The organism is Legionella nagasakiensis, assembly GCF_900639915.1.
Lineage (GTDB): Bacteria > Pseudomonadota > Gammaproteobacteria > Legionellales > Legionellaceae > Legionella_A > Legionella_A nagasakiensis.
Genome location: NZ_CAAAID010000004.1, coordinates 1 through 17781 on the forward strand (window position 1 = coordinate 1; position 17781 = coordinate 17781).

Sequence of the window (17781 nt, forward strand, 5' to 3'; positions counted from 1 at the left end):
ATGAAACTCATTCAACGTCGTGCCTATGGGTTTAGAAATTTTGAAAATTATAGGTTAAGGGTTAAGGTTTTGTGTTCTTGATTAGTGCCCCCGGATTTGGGGATGAGCCCTGTATGGCGCGCTCGGAGGGACTCGAACCCCCGACACCTTGGTTCGAAGCCAAGTACTCTATCCAGCTGAGCTACGAGCGCATTCTAGATACTAGATTCCAGAAATAGAAACTAGTTGGTGTTCTTACTAAAGCATCTGGAAACAATCATTTTACTTCTAGTAACTAGTCTCCAGCTACTAGCTACCAGGATGGTGGGCCGTATAGGATTCGAACCTATGACACAGAGGTTAAAAGCCTCCTGCTCTACCAACTGAGCTAACGGCCCCTACTTGCATACTCTAGAGCAGGAAAAACACTAAAATTTAGTCCCGACCACCCACATTCTACTATGGAGGTGAGTTTGTTAACAAATCATTTTGAACGTGGTGGGCCGTATAGGATTCGAACCTATGACACAGAGGTTAAAAGCCTCCTGCTCTACCAACTGAGCTAACGGCCCCAAAGAGGCTGAAATCATACCCGATCAAGCTGAAATTTCAAGTGTTTTGGGCAGATTATTTTCAAATAATCCACCTTTTGTATATAAATGTTCACTGGTTGCCAAGAGATCGCAACCTATTAAAGACAATTGCTTAAGAACTGGTTGGAGCTTCGTCCGGGAAACAAACAACAATAAAACATCTGCCCCCATCGCACCGCATCCTTTTGCCGCCAATATTTCTGTTTGCTGTTTAAGCCAATCGAGGTATTGCTGGCTTTCTTTCGTTACAAGATTAAGGCTCAACAATTGTTTATGATAGGCATTGACTGCGTCAATCATACAAGCACTATCACGCGATTCAAACGCTTGCTTTCCCAGTTCAACAATGATTGATAATTCATTTATTTCGTTTGGCAGAGACTGTGTTTGCAAATGGTGATGCGTAATTAGTTTTTTTCCTGTATGTAATAAGATGAAAGCAAGATCATCAAAAGGCCAGTCATAAATCTGATATTGACGCTGTTGATGATGAATATAAACACAGCCACGCAACGATTGCGCCAAGACATCATAGCCACTGGGACGTAACCCTTGCTTGTCCCAAGATACCTGTGAATAAGCTTCGTGCATCTCCATTAATGTGCCCATTTTGTTATGCACATAACAGCTTGCATAATAGGCTCCCAAAAATTGTGCACTCGAAGCGCCCAAGCCACCACGGTTCTGATAAGGATCAAACCAACTGAGCCCTTGTTCAATATTTGATTCTTTCCACCAACGACCCGCAGGAGAAGCAGGATGAATATTATTTAATCCAACTTTATCCAATAACGTCACTTCAAAACAAGGCGTTGTTGTTAACACAAGTGCAGGCCCACCTACGATAGCAACATATTCACCTAACAAGAACGTTTTAGCGGGCAAAAACCATTTCATAGCGCAGACTGAACCTGCCTAATCTCTGCCAACAATGCGCAAGCATTGTTTAAGCTCACGCGTTTATTTAACATTAACCAATGTTGCAGTCGCTCCTTCAACAATGGCATTTCTTTATCCGTCGCACCAGCAACAAGTAACAAATTATCAAGATGAAGCTTCATGTGGCCTTGAATGATCCCTTCCGTACATAACGCCTTCAGTGCTCCTAAATTCTGTACAAGTCCCACAGCAGCAATGATACGGGATAATTGATTAGCCGACTCAATTCCCATCATTCTTAGGCACATTTTGGCAGTAGGATGCAATGAAGTAACCCCGCCAACTGTTCCAACGATAATGGGAGCCGTTAATTCACCTCGCAATAACTTATTGTCATGATCATAACGCCAGCGAGTAATTGCCTGATATTGACCCGAACGAGCCGCGAAAGCATGCACACCTGCTTCTACTGCACGCCAATCATTGCCAGTGGCAATGATCACAGGATCCATCCCATTCATAACCCCTTTATTATGTGTAGCGGCCCGATAAGGATCCATTTCTGCAAAAAGAGAAGCTTCTTGCAAGCGCCCACCAAGAGAAGGGTCCACATCACGAATGGTCACCGTAGCGGTCGTGAGTTTTTGATCATTTAAGTTCGAAAGAATACACATGGAAACCTGTTCACCCGTCAAATGTTCAATGGGCGTTTTCAAATACTCCAAGACTTGATTAATAATGTTTGCTCCCATGGCATTACAACTATTCATGGTTAAATGAATAACGGCCATCTCACCACCGTCTGGACGCGGAAGACGACGCAATTGGATATCAATAACACCGCCACCACGCTTAACCATATTAGCTGCCACATCTTCATTGGCTTTTTCAATCAAAAATTGTTTGTTTTCCGCAAAAACAGAAGATAATCGCTCAAAATTTTGAACATTTGCTAATTGAATTTGGCCAAGGATGCAATCACCTTTCACACAAGTGCTAATTTCACCAGCTTGTCTAATCCATTTCGCAGTTTTTGACAAAGCCGCAATAATCGACGTCTCTTCGACTGCCATTGGAATGATGTAATCTTGACCATCAATGCAAAAATTAGTGGCAACCCCTAAAGGAAGTTGAAAATAACCAATGACATTTTCAATTAATTTATCGGCAAGATTCGTATCCTGTATGCCTCCCTCGCGTAAAAAATGAATGTCCTCGATGGTTAAGGCGCCTAGTTCCATCAATCGCTGAAAACGTTCCTCACGATCTAATTTGGAAAACCCTTGGAATAATTGGCCGGCATTTTTTCTTAATGACATGCCTTCTCCTTTAAATCTTTTAATACACGACTGCCTGTACAAAACATAGCAACCTTTAATTCATATTCAATCGAGGTCATCGTTTGAATGACTTGTTCTGCTGAATGCAATGCAGCATCAAGCATCGGTTTGGCAAAACCAACCGTCGTTGCTCCCAGTGCAAATAGTTTTGCCGCATCCAGACCATGCCGAACCCCACCAGAACCCCAAACCTCAAAACTGGCATGCAAAGAAATCGCATCGCAAACACTGTTTACGGTATTAATACCCCAGTCACGAAACGCTTTTGATGCTTTTTGGCGGATGGGTTCATGAATCGCACGATGTCCTTCAATACGCCCCCAATGCGTGCCGCCTAAACCACTCACATCAACGGCCGCAATCCCAATGTTATTTAGGCGCACTAATGTTGACTTTGAGAATCCACATCCTGTTTCCTTCACAATGACCGGTAAAGGCAACTGTTGGACTAACCTTTCTAACGCATACCAACATCCTTTAAAGGTAGGAGTGCCTTCTGGCTGAATGCATTCCTGCAAAGGATTACAATGGATGATTAATGCATGGGCTTCTATCGCATCCGTCAGACGTTGAATCTGCGGAAGAGGGGTGGAGATTAACTGCGCAATACCCAAATTACTGAATAAACTGACCTGAGGGAAATCGCGCCGCAGAGGCTTCCATTCAAAAGCAGCATGTCGGTCAGTCAGTTCGCGTCGTTGCGAACCGACCCCCATGGCCCATCCATTATGAGCACATGCTTCAATAAGATGGCGATTAATATTGACCGCATCACGATGCCCAGCTGTCATGGATGCAACGATAAATGGCTTAGTTACCGAAGCACCAAAGCGAATACCAGTAATATCGATGTCTTGAAAATCAATATCTGGTAATGCTTCGTGCATTAAAACGACGCGATCAAGCCTATTCAACTCATGGCTTTGATTATCTTGCATAAGTGCAAGCTCAATGTGATCCTGTTTTCGTTTTTCAAATTGACTGTAATCGTCTGCCATCACAATTGTTATTTCTGCTAAAAATGGTTTGAATTTTACCACATCATAAGACAATCAACCACTTACATCACTCACTTATTGATACTTTCTGATAAACACAGAAAACACTTCATTCAGACTATGATTTAATTGCGTAAAAAAATACATTAGGCTATAGAATCCAAGCGCATCGCTCTCTAATGATGCGAATCGTTCAGGATAATCAGCTATTGCCTTTTCTAATAATGAAGACACATTGGCAGCCGGCAGCATCGTACCTGCGCCATCTTTTTGCAGCTGTAAGATAAGTACATTGATATTATGTTTGGTTGTGTTGGCCGCCTCTTCAATTAAACTTAAATCTTCTTCACACAAATGAGGCAAAAACCATTGATAAGATTCAATTAGATTACTCATATAGTGTGAGCAACGGCCAATGCCATTCAGAACCGTCAAAAAATCTCGACCAGAGAGACGATGAAATAATAACTCATACCGAATTAATAACGCATTTTTTTTAATGTCTTGAAAATCCATCGATAAAACATGACTAGAAACAAACGTTCTAACTTGTCTTGTTTTAATCACCGTAGTTAACAAGGCATTCATTTTTTGTAAATAACCGATAAACAAGTCAGTAATGTTTGTCCTTATGGGGAATAAAAAGCATCCAACGACTAGCGCAAGGCCTGCCCCCAAAGCAGTATCCACAATGCGTGCTCTTAACAACATCAAATTCCAATTTCCAATCAAGGCAAACAGAAAAACAACAAAACAAGTCAGAAAAAACATGGCGGCCAGATGCTGGATTTTTATCAAATAGATGGTAAAAAAAACAAAAGTAATGAGAAAAAACAAGATGATGGTTCTATCAGCTGGCAGCAAAAAATATAACGCCGTTCCCACGCAACCGCCTAAGATTGTCATACCGACCCGCTCAATTGAGCGCTTGACACTTTCCCCCCAGGTTTGCGCAGTCAACGCCATGGCGGTTAGCGTAATCCAATAACCCCGTTCAAAAGCGAAATACTCACTAATCAATTCAGCAATAGCGATAGCAATTGCCGCCTGAATAGCCATTTTAGTCGTATTTCTAAGTTTCATCTGCATTCTGAGCTAATTTACTAATGTGCTGACTCATTAATTCAAAGCTTAATTTAATATTCAGCAGCAACATAATAATAGATGGGTCGACAGAGGGTACACGCCCTAATTTCTTTGCCAACTCTGGAAATCCATAGAACGATGAATCTACGGAAACAGTAAAATCCGCATGCACTTGAATCCTTGATAATAATTTAACGAATTGTTTGCATGCCATACTCACTGCGAGCTGCGATGGACGTGACATCTTGTGCTGTTGTACCTCCAAAGCATGATAAGCATCCATCAGGAGTATATACGCATGCATTAAAGCATATTGGTGCAACACAATATGGCTTAATTGTTTTTCTTCGCTGGTTATCTTACTGCGAAATTGGATAGCTTGATTGGTATTAACCAATTGCATCAAAGTCTTTTTTATTGATGTGCTCGGTAAATCGGTAAAATAGAGCATTTTTCTGCCAGAAAGCAGAAGGCATCGTCTTACATCCGCCATTCCGGAACTCAACGTCTGGAAAAACCGATTTGAGTTTTTAACAAACAAACGCGGGTAATTTTCCGGGAAAATAAATAAAATAATAATGGCAGAAACCCCAAAACCAACAAATAAACCATAAAGGTGGGTCCATGCCTCACTGGCAGATGAGAAAGGCAAAATAGTCGCCAGAAAACATAATGTCCAACCCATCATAGGAGCCATGCTGTTTTCTAGACCGAAACGTCGTATATAATTCGCTAAAAATCCCAGCACAACGAGTGTTAAAGCCGTCCAACCCGTTGAATCACGAACCATTAAACCAATAGCAAATACCGTAAAATAGATTAAATCAAAAATAACGACATGAAAAAGTTTTAGAATCCATGTCTCAGCCACAACACCTTGTACTGCAATCCCGCCGGCAATACCCGCCAGCATGGACGTCAACATCCCTTCATCACGCACGATCCAAACGGAAATAACAATAGCCAATACCGTCTTTAGAGCTTGTTTTAAATTAAAATAACCAGGATCAATATTCCATAAATAAACCCGAAATCGATTGAAGGTACGCACGTATTTTTGCCGTAAGACAGGATTTCGTATTATCCTAGGCTATTTTTCAATACAATAGCAATCATGACCAAAACTCAGTCGAACGCCCGTTTTGTTTTTGACAAGGAAAATAAGATTTATCATTGCGAAGGCGACTGGTCGATCCTCAATCTTGGAAATCTATTCAAGCAATTCGAACAAGATACCATTCCTTCTTCAACAAAAATGACCATCGACGGCAAAGCACTGGAAAAATTTGACAGTGCGGGAGCTCTTACACTATGGCATTGCATTGAAAAATTAAAAAAACAAGACAACTCCATCACGTTAAATAATTTCAGCAAACAGCAGCAAGAGTTACTGTCTCTGGTCGAAGAAAAAAGCGAAAACCTGCGTTATACACCCCCTTCACCCAAACAAAAAAATATCTTATACCACATCGGGGAAGAAACGGTTCACAAATTAAATCAGGCCAATGGCTTAATCGTTTTAGTAGGTGACCTTAGTGAAAAAATTATTACTGCATTTCGTCACCTGCGACGGTTTCATTTTCCAAGCATTATTGCCACCATTCATGCCACCGGCGTCACCGCCCTGCCAATCATCGGTTTACTTTCATTTTTAATTGGCGTTGTTCTCGCCTATCAGATGGGCTTACAGCTGGAAACTTACGGCGCCAATATTTTTATTGCTTATTTATCAGGCATGGCAATCTTTCGTGAATTTGCTCCACTGATTACCGCCATTATTGTCGCCGGTCGAACAAGTTCATCGTTTACAGCCCAAATTGGCAGTATGAAAATTAACGAAGAAGTCGACGCCCTGTATACCATGGGACTTTCTCCCACCGAATTATTAGTTGTTCCCAAGGTCATTGGATTATTATTAATATTTCCTTTGCTCATCTTTTGGTCTGACTTTTTCAGCACGTTGGGCGCTATGATCATGTCCAAATTTATGTTACATGTGGGTTATATGGACTTTTTATCCCGCTTGCAAGATTCTGTTGGTCTAAAACAAATGATGCTAGGGTTATATAAAGCACCTGCTTTTGCCATTCTGATCGCGCTGGTTGGATGCTTTCAAGGATTTCGTGTGGAATTAAACGCCGACAGTTTGGGAGAAAAAACGACAAAAAGTGTGGTACAAGCATTATTTTTAATCATTGTTGCTGATGCGGTGTATTCCGTCATTTACAGTTGGCTGGACGTTTAACATGAACGAGCCAATTATTGAAATTAAAGGATTAAAAAATTATTTAGGGGGCCAATGGGTTCATTCAAATGTGAACCTCACCGTAAAAAAAGGAGAAATTCTTGCCATTATTGGTGGCAGTGGCAGTGGAAAAACCACTATTTTACGCAGCATCCTAATGCTTCTAAAACCAACCGCAGGAACCATCGAAGTATTTGGAAAAAATATTCAACAGCTCAGTGAACACGAAGCAAACACACTGCGCCAACGCTGGGGCATGTTGTTTCAACACAGCGCTCTTTTTTCAGCAATGACGGTTCTTGAAAATATCATGTTCCCCATGCACGAGCTGGCATCGCTTGATAAACAGTTCATGCATGAATTGGCCATGCTAAAGCTGACGCTTGTTGGTTTACCCAAAGAAGCAGGAGGAAAATTCCCTTCAGAACTAAGTGGCGGGATGCAACGACGAGCTGCTGCAGCACGTGCCATTGCCATGGATCCTGAATTATTATTTCTTGATGAACCGACTTCAGGACTTGATCCATTAAGCGCCAAACAATTCGATGAATTAATTCTTTTTTTAAGAAACACACTGAACCTAACCATCGTTATTGTAAGTCATGACATTGAATCTCTGCAGCGCACAACCGATCGGGTCGCTTTTGTGGGTAAAGGAAAGATAATTAGCGTGGAACCCATGGATAAATTAATGCAAAATAATCATCCATTAATTGCTGATTACTTCAGTAAATTTTAAAATGGTAGCCACTAATAGGGAGTATCGTGCTTGGAATCAAAAATTAATTATACTGCAGTCGGCTTAACTGTCTTGATTCTAACAGCCGGCCTCATTATTGCAGGCTTATGGCTATCCATTGGATTCGAGAGAAAAAAATACAATACATATACCGTATACATGAATGAATCCGTAGCAGGTTTATCCGAAGAATCGCTGGTCAAATACAATGGCGTCAAAGTCGGACAAGTAAGCAACATTGAATTAAGTAAATTTGACCCGCAGCGTGTTAAAATATCGCTAAAAATCGAAGAAGGCACTCCTATTACAACAAGCACTTACGCAACGTTAATTACCCAGGGAATTACCGGAACGACTTATCTAGGACTATCTCCAAGTTCTTCGACGTTTGTTCCCTTGCAAAAAACACCCGGGGAACCTTATCCCGTCATACCGTCTAAACCATCATTTTTTAACCGCCTGGAAAAAAACATCAACGATATCAGTCGTGGATTTAAGCGTATTTTAACTAAAGAAAACTCAGAAAACTTAAAAGAATCATTAAATAACTTGCAAAAAATTTCCTATTCCATCGCTAAAAATGATGAACATATTGATAAAAGCCTGCAAGAGCTGCCTAAAATTCTCAATGAACTTAAGGCAGGAATCCGCAAATTCAGTGCGATGACCGAAGATATGTCTAAAGCAGGCAAACAGTTTAGTATTACGATGAAAGCAGGCAAGGAAAGCATTGATAAAATATCGCAACAAACAATTCCCCCAGCCATCATATTATTACGCCGCCTGGACTTAATTGCCGCCAATCTCGAAAACGTCAGTGCACAAATGCGGCAAAACCCAGCCGTTGTTATTCGTGGCAGCACCCCCCCTAAACCAGGACCGGGAGAATAACGGTGAATAAACGATCCATTCTACACTGCACATTCTTTGTGTGCTTATTGGGCCTGGTTACGGCGTGTGCGGTTAAAACACCAGTTAATAATCAATACAAACTGGAAGCCTTCAGTTGCAAAACCGCTAAAGGACATGCGGCCTCATCCATATTGCTCACCCAACCAGAAGCCGTGGCAGGTTATCAGACGGAACAAATGCTTTATATGATAAAACCATTTGAGCTAAACCCATATGCTCATAGCGCTTGGGTAGGTGCACCAGCAAGCATGCTTTTCCCACTGATGTTGCAAAGTTTGCAATACAGCAATTACTTTTCTGCCGTCGCATCAACCCCCTATGGTGATAAGGCAGATTACCGCCTAGACACCCAGCTTATCGAATTGCATCAGAACTTTTTGGTTAATCCCAGTAAAATACAATTCGTTGCCAAAGTTGTTTTAACTTATGTTGCCGATAATCACGTCATTGCCTCAACCATTATCAGGCGAGAAGTCCAATGTCCTGAAAACACACCTTATGGCGGGGTCCTGGCAGCAAACATTGCAGCAAAAGAATTTACTGCATTGATGACTGATTTCGTCATTGCTCATGTAAAACAACATACACAATCTTTAAAGACAATGGCGAAGAATCATAAACAATTGTACAATGTGCCACCATCAACATTGGCCCAAAGAATAAAATAAATCGACCATCAGTAATTTCAAGGAGATTAATAAAATGAGCACTAAATCCATATTAAAATCAGGGCTTATGGCTGCCAGCATTCTCTTGCTTGCGTCTTGCTCCAAAACACCAGGAAGTGCCGAAGGCATGGCTGAGGAAGGAGGATTGTCAGCCCAAGGTTTAGGTCAATTAAGCAGTCGTTTCGCAGGCCAAGACGCAGGAGAGTCTTATACCACTCAAGCTCCACACAATCAGATTTACTTATTTGCATACGATAATAGCACCTTAGCATCCAAGTATGTGCCTTCTGTCAATGCCCAGGCAGAATACCTCAAATCTCATCCAGGAGCACGAATACTGATTGCGGGCCACACGGATGAACGCGGAAGTCGTGAGTACAACGTTGCCTTAGGCGAGCGACGAGCCAATACAGTGGCTGAATTAATGCGTATGGCAGGTGTTAGCCGACAACAAATCCGTGTAGTCAGTTACGGTAAAGAGCGCCCAGCCAATTACGGTCATGATGAAGCATCCCACCGCCAAAACCGACGTGTTGAATTAATTTATGAGGCTACCCGATGATAAAATTCTATCGACTCATTCTTGCAGCATGCTTTTTTTGCATGCTGCCTTTCAGTGCATTTTCCGAAGTACCCATTGTAGATGATAGTGAGAATTTTACGCTTCTTGAAGAAGAGCAAGAGGTGATGGAACAACCTTTAGCAAAGCCGCAAGCAGATTTCTCAGAGCCCGAAGAAGAACCTGCCCTCGCTTATGAGCCAGAGGCCGCTAGCAATCATGATAATGCCATCCTATTGGATAAACTACAGAATTTGCAGCAGGAAGTTCAGGAATTACGGGGCCAGCTGGAAGTTCAAGCCCATGATCTGAAACTGCTGCAAGAACAGCAGTTAGCCTTTTATAAAGATTTGGATGCACGTTTACATAATGGTGCCGCACAAACGGCAAAAAATGACGTGATAATTGATAAACCTGCGCTTAAGCAAAAACCCGAAGCAATCACTTCGACACCAACCCTGAGCAAGCCCCGGGCATCCATGACTAACAAGACGATACATACGAATCCGGCTGATGAACAAATCAGTTACCTTGCTGCCTATGAATTAGTAAAAAATAAAAAATATGATGAAGCAATGACCGCTATGCAAACCTATGCTCAACAATATCCTCAAAGTGGATATACTGCAAATGCGCAATACTGGCTAGGTGAGCTCTATATGCTCAAGAAAAATTATCCTCAAGCCATTGAACACTTTGAAGCGGTCTTGCAACAATTCCCATCCTCCAGCAAATCAGCAGCAAGTTTATTAAAAATTGGCTATGCTCTGGCTGCATCTGGAAAAAATAATGAGGCGAGACAACGCCTACAACAAGTTGTTAAAAACTATCCTGATACAAGTACCGCGCAATTAGCAACGGCTAAATTGCAGTCTTTAGAAGATAGATATTAGAGCGTGTCCTCCATTCATTAATATGGCTGCCAATGCCATGTAATGAATGGAGCTTCTAATATGGTTTTATTCTGTTAGAACTGACATGCCCACGATGTGCGTTTTTTTATGCCAAGGCGAACATGATTCGTGCAGCACAACTTGTATGCGAATTAATAAGTAGCAGAGACATTACTTTGATGAAGCGATTATCCAATCAATTACGTATTACTGAAATATTTCATTCCTTACAAGGCGAATCTACTACCCTTGGTTTGCCCACCGTCTTTGTTAGACTCACCGGTTGTCCCTTGCGTTGTCAATATTGTGATACAACTTATGCATTCAAGGGTGGGGAATTAATCAACATTGAAGAGGTCCTTTCCCGTGTTATGTCTTTTAATTGTCAATACGTTTGTGTAACCGGTGGCGAGCCGCTGGCACAACCCGACTGCATTACTCTACTTCAGCGTCTGTGTGATTCCGGTTACACCGTTTCTTTAGAAACCAGTGGAGCACATGATATATCCATGGTGGATAAACGAGTCATGATCGTGATGGATCTGAAAACACCAGACTCTGGCGAATGCACAAAAAATAAATTATCGAATCTCGCTTATCTTAAAAAAACGGATCAAATTAAATTCGTACTATGCAGCCATGCAGATTATCAGTGGGCATGCACCATGATGAATGAACACCAATTGACCGATCATACACAAATTCTTTTTTCACCCAGTTGGGGGCAGTTAAACCCTACCATGCTTGCCAATTGGATAGTCAAAGATCGTCTAAAAGTGCGATTTCAATTACAACTTCACAAAATTTTATGGAATGATGTCCCTGGACACTAAAATGCGATAAGGAGACTATTAAATGCAATGGTTCGCTCAAGCGCCATCAAATATTGCCCTCATAAAATACATGGGTAAAAAAGAAGATAAACAAAATGTGCCCATTAATTCTTCTTTATCCTACACATTAAATAAATTGCTTAGCAGTGTCGTATTGGAAACTCAAGCGGGCAAAAAAGATTTTTGGGAACCCTTAAATATTCCGGGAGCGATGCATTTCATTCTGTCTTCTGCGGCCCAAGATCGTTTCCTGCAACATTTGGCACGTTTAAAAGCTTATTTTAGATATGGCGGTGCATTTATTGTACGTTCCAGCAATAACTTTCCACATAGCAGCGGGCTGGCAAGCTCTGCTTCAAGTTTTGCCGCGCTGACCAAATGTGCTGTCTTAGCCCTAAGTGAACTCACAGAAAAAGAACGTCCTTCTGTTGAAACACAAGCGCAATTAAGCCGTGAAGGCTCAGGTTCCTCCTGTCGTTCCTTTTTTAGCCCATGGGCTTTATGGCAAAATGAAACGGTTAAAGCCATCGATTTACCATATCAAGAATTAATCCACCAAGTGATCGTCATCAGTCATGAGGAAAAAAAAGTGTCTTCCAGCGAGGCACATCAACGTATTCGCACCAGTAAATTATATTCAACACGCAGTGAACGTGCGGAAAATAATTTAAAAATCCTACTGAACGCCATGGAATCAAAAGACTGGAAAAGTGCTTATCAAATTTGCTGGCGTGAATTTCACGATATTCATCAAATGTTTGCTACTTGTACAGCACCATTTTCCTATATGACAGAACAAACGCATGAAGCCTTAAAAAGGCTTCAGGAATTATGGCAGCGCGAAGGCGATGGCCCTATTGTCACCATGGATGCTGGACCAAATATTCATTTACTATATCGCCCAGAGCAAATAGACCTAGCAAACCAATTTAAAAAAGACCATCTGATAGGCAATTATGATGTCATCTGACTTTCAGACAACAACGACTGGCAAGTGGATTCTTGCAGGAGAGCACTCGGCTATTCGCGGTCATGCCGCTTTGGTATTCCCCATTCCTGAAAAAAAACTCACACTGAGTTATCATCAGTCGACATCGGAATTAAATGCTGATTACGAAGGTGAAAGTGGTGCAGATATGCATTTACTTTTTTGGAGCGTGCTCGAACAAGGAATGCAAATTCTGGGAAAATCACTTAATAGCCTCAGTGGTCATTTTCATTTATCCAGCAATATCCCGATTGGGGTTGGCATGGGAGCCTCCGCAGCTCTTTGTGTAGCAGTAGCACGATGGTTTTCTGCGCAAAACATGCTGGCTCATTGGGATACTCATCATTTCGCCAAAGAATTAGAAAACATGTTTCACGGACAAAGTAGTGGATTAGACATCGCCGGTGTCGCATCCAGTACTGGAATATACTTTCGGCAAGGCAATTACTCAACGATAGAGCAACGATGGAAACCTCTATGGTATTTATCTTCTTGTGGCCAAATTGGCATTACTTCCCACTGCATTAATCAAGTAAAAAATTTATGGGAAAAAAACCCCATACATGCGGAGCAAATTGATCGCGAAATGTCAGAAAGCGTTTATCTGGCGCGTAAGGCATTAGAATGTCCACAATCTGAATCGCAAGACACGCTTGCGGATGCAATCAATCTTGCCGCAAATTGCTTCCAGCAATGGGGGCTTGTCAGCGAAAGTTTAAAACATCATATGGAGAATATGCGTGAAGCAGGTGCAATTGCAGTCAAACCGACTGGTTCGGGTGGAGGAGGATACGTCATCAGCTTATGGAATTCTAAGCCAGCGCTTCCAGATATAACACTTATTCCAGTTTAAGAACCTGTCTTCATAGTCTAACTACGCAGGGCTAAAAGCCTCGATTTTCTGCGCCCCATTGCTCACATACTACTATGTATGCTGAGCTACGGTGCTCTAAAATCAAGTCTTTAGCCTCAGCCTAGCGACTCTGAAGACAAGTTCTAAGCGTTTTATAAGGCTTCGTAAGTCCTGTTATTCAACAAAATGGTAATAAACCTCGCCGTCTTTTATCATACCAAGCTCAAAACGTGCCTGTTCTTCCAGTGCCTGTTCCCCGGTTTTTAATTCCAGAATATCTGCTTCCATAATACGATTACGCATAGCTAATTTCTTATTTTCAGCTTTCTGGACATCGAGTTTTTTTTCAAGATAAATCCATTGTGATAGGCTGCCATCACCAAGCCATAGTTTATATTGCAAACCAATCAGTGCTAATATCAAACAAGCAATAATTATTCGCATGACAAAACTCACAAGAGGACTTGACTAATAGCATAGCACGATTACCTACTGAATACTGCCAAGTCCTAAAATTGTAGTACCGGCATAAGGCAAGGAGGTTTGTTCATAGATCCGTAGCAATTGATTGTACTTGGCGACCCGATCCATACGACAAAGCGATCCCGTTTTGATTTGGCCACACCCACTTGCCACGGCCAGATCAGCAATAAACGTATCCTCCGTCTCACCCGAACGATGTGATATTACACAACGATAACCATGCTCATCAGCGAGGCGCATCGTCTCTCTTGTCTCACTTAATGTACCAACTTGATTGAGTTTAATCAGGATGGCATTTGCCGTTTTTTCAGCAATTCCTTGTTTTAAACAATGAGGATTGGTAACAAACAAATCATCGCCAACCAATTGAATTTGTCCACCTAACTTGGCAGTCAATGCCTGCCACCCTCGCCAGTCGCTTTCATCCAAACCATCTTCTATGCTGACAATAGGGAAATGCTTGACCAATTCAGCATAGTAATCAATCAGTGCTTCATGACAAAATGTTTTTCCTTCCGACACTAAATGGTAGTGCCCCTCAGAAAACAGTTCAGAGGCCGCAACATCCAATGCAAAAACAATCTCTCGACCCAGATGAAAACCAGCCAACTGCACCGCTTCCGCCAATATATCAAGTGCCTGACGATTGGATTTCAAATTGGGTGCAAAACCACCTTCGTCACCAACGGCGGTGCTTAATCCTTGCTTTTTAAGTACGGATTTAAGCACATGAAACGTTTCAGCACCCATTTGCAACGCCGCTGCAAAATCCGATGCACCAACAGGCATTATCATAAACTCTTGAATATCAACATTATTATCGGCATGCGCACCACCATTTAAAACATTCATCATAGGGACAGGCATCCTCATGACTTCATCACGGTTCAATGCGGCAAATAACGGCATCTCACTGGCTTGGGCATAAGCTCTGGCACAGGCCAAGGAAACTGCGAGAATCGCGTTAGCTCCTAGACGAGATTTATTTTCAGTACCATCCAACTCGCATAAACGCGCATCAATGCGTTCTTGCTCAACCACCGAATACTGATGCAAGGCTGCCTTGATTTCATGGTTTATATGTTGCACAGCCTGGCGAACCCCTTTGCCAGCATAACGATGCATATCATGATCACGCAGTTCACACGCTTCCCTGCTGCCTGTGGAAGCCCCAGAAGGGACACTTGCCCGTCCCTGGATGCCACTGTCCAGAATCACATCGGCTTCAACCGTCGGATTACCGCGTGAATCCAGAATTTCTCGCCCTTTTATATCGATGATACGCATGACAAATCCTCATTTTTTGCTGTATTGTTTTCTCAGTCTACTTCCCTGTCAAGTCTGTATTAATCCACCAGACGTGAAAACACGATTGAATAAAGTTTTCTCCACACGCGGATAGCATTTATAATGCATTTTCTATTAACGAGTTCTTTACTTCTATCCGTTATACCTATGGAAAATCTCGCAATCAATAAAGAGCCAACGCTGCAAATTATGCTGGCACTTCTGCCTGGCGTGATAGCCAGTATTTTACTTCATAATCACCATTATTTATTAGCGTCGTTTTATGCCGTTTGTGCCATTATCCCTTTTGGTATTGCCCACACCAGCAAACCAATCACCTATGCTTTTTCGATGGTGCTTATGCTTTGTAGCCTCATTGCATGCGCATTAATCAATCATTGGTTTCTCCTTTTTCTTTTTTTAGCAGGTCCCACCACTTTATTTTCCATTTATGAAAAAGAGGATAAATCGTTAAAAACGATGACGAGTTGGTGGATTATCGGCGTCGTGTACGGCGGCTTTCACATCCATCAAACGACTGAACTGCTTTGGCCAGAATACGTGCTTATCTTTTTATTGACGTTGCTGGGATGTTTTATTGCCTTGTATTCAAAAAAATCAATGACGTGGGAACGTCCTGCATTTACGATTCATAAAAAATACCTTCGCTATTATATTAAATACGCCACGGCCCTCTTCATCACCATCACCATACTAGCCAGTTTGCACCTTGAGGAAGGTGAATGGCTAATTTGGTCTTGTTTTTCTGTCTTAAGTCTGGACTTTTCTAAGGCCAAAACGAAATATCAACAACGATTGGTCGGCGTTGCTTTCGGTGTCGGTCTAGGATTGCTCATGACGAAGATAATGCCTCCTTTGCCTTGGCTTGAGTATGTTTACATCGTTTGCATCTTATTAAGCTTGCGTTTATTTCATTCTTATCTATATTCTTTTGCAACCCGATGTTTTTTTGTAGTGTTATATGCTGGAAGCAATTATCAGGAAATTGGCCATGCAAGGCTCACAGACATTGCTCTCGGTGGGGCAATAGGCATCTTAATTTCTTATGCTTTGCGTAACCGAGATATATCTAATGCAAACAGACCCTAATCATGTTTTGGATAACAATATGAATAATAATGCACTTGTTGTAATCGATTTCATCAATGACCTGACTCATCCTGATGGCAAACTTGCCAAGGGTTATGAACTCTTAGCCAAAAATCACGTGATAGAAAGAGCGAATCAAGCCATCGCCCATGCCAGACAAAATAACTGGTTACTTATTTTTGTCCGTGTTGGTTTTAGCGAGCATTATCTTGAATGTCTGAAACATTCCCCCATCTTTGGCCAGCTTCCACAAAAAGAGGCTTTAAAACTTGGCACATGGGGGACAAATTTTCTTGACAGCTTGCATGTTCAACCAAATGATTTAATCATTACCAAGCATCGCATCAGCCCATTTTATGGGACAGAACTTGATTTGATTCTTCGCACGCAGGACATTAACACCGTATTTGTCAGCGGATTTTCCACCGATATGGCCGTTCAATCCATGATTAGAGAAGGTCATGACCGTGGTTATACGATGATGGTTCTGGCCGATGCCTGCAGCGCCCATACTGAAGAAAACCATCAAACAAGCCTGTTAAGCTTAAGCCGTCTGGCACAACTGATGTCTGTGAATGATTTACCAGAAAAAATTTGATTCTTTTTTCTCTAAATGTTGGCTATAATCTGCACTAATCTTTGCGGAGATACATCATCATGAGTCGCATATTTAACATGTTCGGGCCATCGCCAATTAGGCCTATTGAGCAACATATGCGTAAAGCGTACCATTGTGCCAAACATCTCTATCCATTTTTTGAGGCCGTCCTTAAGCAGGATTGGGAAACGGCCGACGATCTTAGAAAAAAAATCATCACGATTGAAAAAGAAGCGGATATTATCAAGCGGGATTTACGTCTTCATTTACCAACTGGCCTATTTCTTCCTGTCTCTCGTACTGATTTACTGGAATTATTAAGTGCGCAGGATCGTATTGCTAACAAAGCAGAAGACATAGCAGGTTTGATTACAAGCCGACGCATGATCATTCCTGAAGCTCTATCGGGGATATTTATGCCCTTTTTACACCGCTGTCTGGATGCCGCGAAACAAGCGTGTAAAGCCATCAACGAACTGGATGAATTGCTCGAGACAGGATTTCGCGGCAGCGAAGTCAAAATTGTGGAAGAAATGATCCTCACTCTGGATGAAATCGAACATGACAGTGATGACAAATTAGCCGAAATCAGGCATCGCATTTTTGAGCTGGAAAAGGACTTACCCGCCATCGAAGTGATTTTTCTCTATAAACTGGTTCAATGGATTGGTGACTTGGCGGATCATGCCCAAACCGTGGGTGGTCGGCTACAAATTCTCATTGCCCGGTAATCTGACT

Annotated in this window: 20 protein-coding genes and 3 tRNA genes; 13 read left to right on the forward strand and 10 right to left on the reverse strand. The window is 41.9% G+C overall.

The genetic code is table 11. The features are described 5' to 3' along the window. Window positions 1-81: transposase (locus tag E1O52_RS04355; RefSeq protein ID WP_072356411.1), on the forward strand; the 81-nt coding region annotated here is incomplete at its 5' end. 33 nt (window positions 82-114) lie between these two features. On the opposite strand, the gene E1O52_RS04360 is transcribed toward E1O52_RS04355, so the two are convergent. From E1O52_RS04360 to E1O52_RS04395, 8 genes are all read right to left on the reverse strand, one after another. After that, window positions 115-191, reverse strand: a tRNA-Arg gene (locus E1O52_RS04360). Window positions 192-301: 110 nt separating this feature from the next. Beyond that, a tRNA-Lys gene (locus E1O52_RS04365) sits at window positions 302-377 on the reverse strand. A gap of 98 nt (window positions 378-475) precedes the next feature. Then, a tRNA-Lys gene (locus E1O52_RS04370) sits at window positions 476-551 on the reverse strand. Window positions 552-575: 24 nt separating this feature from the next. Beyond that, on the reverse strand, window positions 576-1469 hold the full coding sequence (locus tag E1O52_RS04375) for a mevalonate kinase family protein (RefSeq protein WP_133127500.1): 894 nt from the start codon (window positions 1467-1469) through the stop codon (window positions 576-578). Continuing rightward, the gene (locus E1O52_RS04380) at window positions 1466-2770 is read right to left on the reverse strand and encodes a hydroxymethylglutaryl-CoA reductase, degradative (protein ID WP_133127501.1); all 1305 of its coding nucleotides are present in this window, start codon (window positions 2768-2770) and stop codon (window positions 1466-1468) included. The genes E1O52_RS04375 and E1O52_RS04380 overlap by 4 nt, the downstream gene beginning before the upstream one ends. Further along, window positions 2761-3789, reverse strand: a complete 1029-nt coding sequence (gene fni / locus E1O52_RS04385; RefSeq protein ID WP_133127720.1) for a type 2 isopentenyl-diphosphate Delta-isomerase — start codon at window positions 3787-3789, stop codon at window positions 2761-2763. Before fni ends, E1O52_RS04380 begins: the two co-directional genes overlap by 10 nt. 75 nt (window positions 3790-3864) lie before the next feature. Beyond that, window positions 3865-4872 (reverse strand): FUSC family protein, encoded by a 1008-nt coding sequence (locus E1O52_RS04390; RefSeq protein WP_165474708.1) that lies wholly within the window; start codon window positions 4870-4872, stop codon window positions 3865-3867. Beyond that, on the reverse strand, window positions 4862-5926 hold the full coding sequence (locus tag E1O52_RS04395) for a hypothetical protein (RefSeq protein ID WP_133127503.1): 1065 nt from the start codon (window positions 5924-5926) through the stop codon (window positions 4862-4864). The genes E1O52_RS04390 and E1O52_RS04395 overlap by 11 nt, the downstream gene beginning before the upstream one ends. A gap of 63 nt (window positions 5927-5989) precedes the next feature. On the opposite strand from E1O52_RS04395, the gene E1O52_RS04400 reads away from it, so the two are divergent. The 9 genes from E1O52_RS04400 to E1O52_RS04440 all read left to right on the forward strand — a co-directional run bounded on the left by E1O52_RS04400 (window position 5990) and on the right by E1O52_RS04440 (window position 13565). Then, the gene (locus tag E1O52_RS04400) at window positions 5990-7120 is read left to right on the forward strand and encodes an ABC transporter permease (protein WP_133127504.1); all 1131 of its coding nucleotides are present in this window, start codon (window positions 5990-5992) and stop codon (window positions 7118-7120) included. Between the two features lies 1 nt (window position 7121). After that, on the forward strand, window positions 7122-7859 hold the full coding sequence (locus tag E1O52_RS04405; RefSeq protein ID WP_133127505.1) for an ABC transporter ATP-binding protein: 738 nt from the start codon (window positions 7122-7124) through the stop codon (window positions 7857-7859). 30 nt (window positions 7860-7889) lie between these two features. Continuing rightward, window positions 7890-8750, forward strand: coding sequence for an MlaD family protein (locus E1O52_RS04410; RefSeq protein ID WP_133127506.1), 861 nt, complete (start codon window positions 7890-7892; stop codon window positions 8748-8750). A gap of 2 nt (window positions 8751-8752) precedes the next feature. Beyond that, entirely contained in the window at window positions 8753-9439 is a 687-nt protein-coding gene (locus tag E1O52_RS04415; protein ID WP_242602160.1) for an ABC-type transport auxiliary lipoprotein family protein, read from the forward strand. A gap of 34 nt (window positions 9440-9473) precedes the next feature. Beyond that, the gene (pal, locus tag E1O52_RS04420; protein ID WP_133127507.1) at window positions 9474-10001 is read left to right on the forward strand and encodes a peptidoglycan-associated lipoprotein Pal; all 528 of its coding nucleotides are present in this window, start codon (window positions 9474-9476) and stop codon (window positions 9999-10001) included. Beyond that, window positions 9998-10891, forward strand: a complete 894-nt coding sequence (gene ybgF / locus E1O52_RS04425) for a tol-pal system protein YbgF (RefSeq protein WP_133127508.1) — start codon at window positions 9998-10000, stop codon at window positions 10889-10891. Before pal ends, ybgF begins: the two co-directional genes overlap by 4 nt. Window positions 10892-11070: 179 nt before the next feature. After that, window positions 11071-11724, forward strand: a complete 654-nt coding sequence (gene queE / locus E1O52_RS04430) for a 7-carboxy-7-deazaguanine synthase QueE (RefSeq protein ID WP_133127721.1) — start codon at window positions 11071-11073, stop codon at window positions 11722-11724. Between the two features lie 22 nt (window positions 11725-11746). Next, the gene (locus tag E1O52_RS04435) at window positions 11747-12694 is read left to right on the forward strand and encodes a diphosphomevalonate decarboxylase (RefSeq protein ID WP_133127509.1); all 948 of its coding nucleotides are present in this window, start codon (window positions 11747-11749) and stop codon (window positions 12692-12694) included. Next, window positions 12684-13565, forward strand: a complete 882-nt coding sequence (locus E1O52_RS04440) for a mevalonate kinase family protein (RefSeq protein WP_133127722.1) — start codon at window positions 12684-12686, stop codon at window positions 13563-13565. The genes E1O52_RS04435 and E1O52_RS04440 overlap by 11 nt, the downstream gene beginning before the upstream one ends. A 174-nt stretch (window positions 13566-13739) precedes the next feature. On the opposite strand, the gene E1O52_RS04445 is transcribed toward E1O52_RS04440, so the two are convergent. Continuing rightward, on the reverse strand, window positions 13740-14009 hold the full coding sequence (locus E1O52_RS04445; RefSeq protein ID WP_133127510.1) for a septum formation initiator family protein: 270 nt from the start codon (window positions 14007-14009) through the stop codon (window positions 13740-13742). 45 nt (window positions 14010-14054) lie between these two features. Further along, complete coding sequence (gene eno / locus E1O52_RS04450) at window positions 14055-15335, reverse strand: phosphopyruvate hydratase (RefSeq protein WP_133127511.1); 1281 nt, start codon at window positions 15333-15335, stop codon at window positions 14055-14057. Between the two features lie 123 nt (window positions 15336-15458). Here eno and E1O52_RS04455 point away from each other — a divergent pair, with 123 nt between their 5' ends. Genes E1O52_RS04455 through E1O52_RS04465 form a run of 3 tightly spaced genes read left to right on the forward strand, consistent with a single transcriptional unit; the run spans window position 15459 to window position 17774 of the window. Then, the gene (locus tag E1O52_RS04455) at window positions 15459-16445 is read left to right on the forward strand and encodes an FUSC family protein (protein ID WP_133127512.1); all 987 of its coding nucleotides are present in this window, start codon (window positions 15459-15461) and stop codon (window positions 16443-16445) included. A gap of 19 nt (window positions 16446-16464) precedes the next feature. Further along, window positions 16465-17043, forward strand: a complete 579-nt coding sequence (locus E1O52_RS04460) for a cysteine hydrolase family protein (RefSeq protein WP_133127513.1) — start codon at window positions 16465-16467, stop codon at window positions 17041-17043. Window positions 17044-17102: 59 nt separating this feature from the next. Next, window positions 17103-17774, forward strand: a complete 672-nt coding sequence (locus E1O52_RS04465; RefSeq protein WP_133127514.1) for a TIGR00153 family protein — start codon at window positions 17103-17105, stop codon at window positions 17772-17774. Window positions 17775-17781 lie beyond the last annotated feature (7 nt).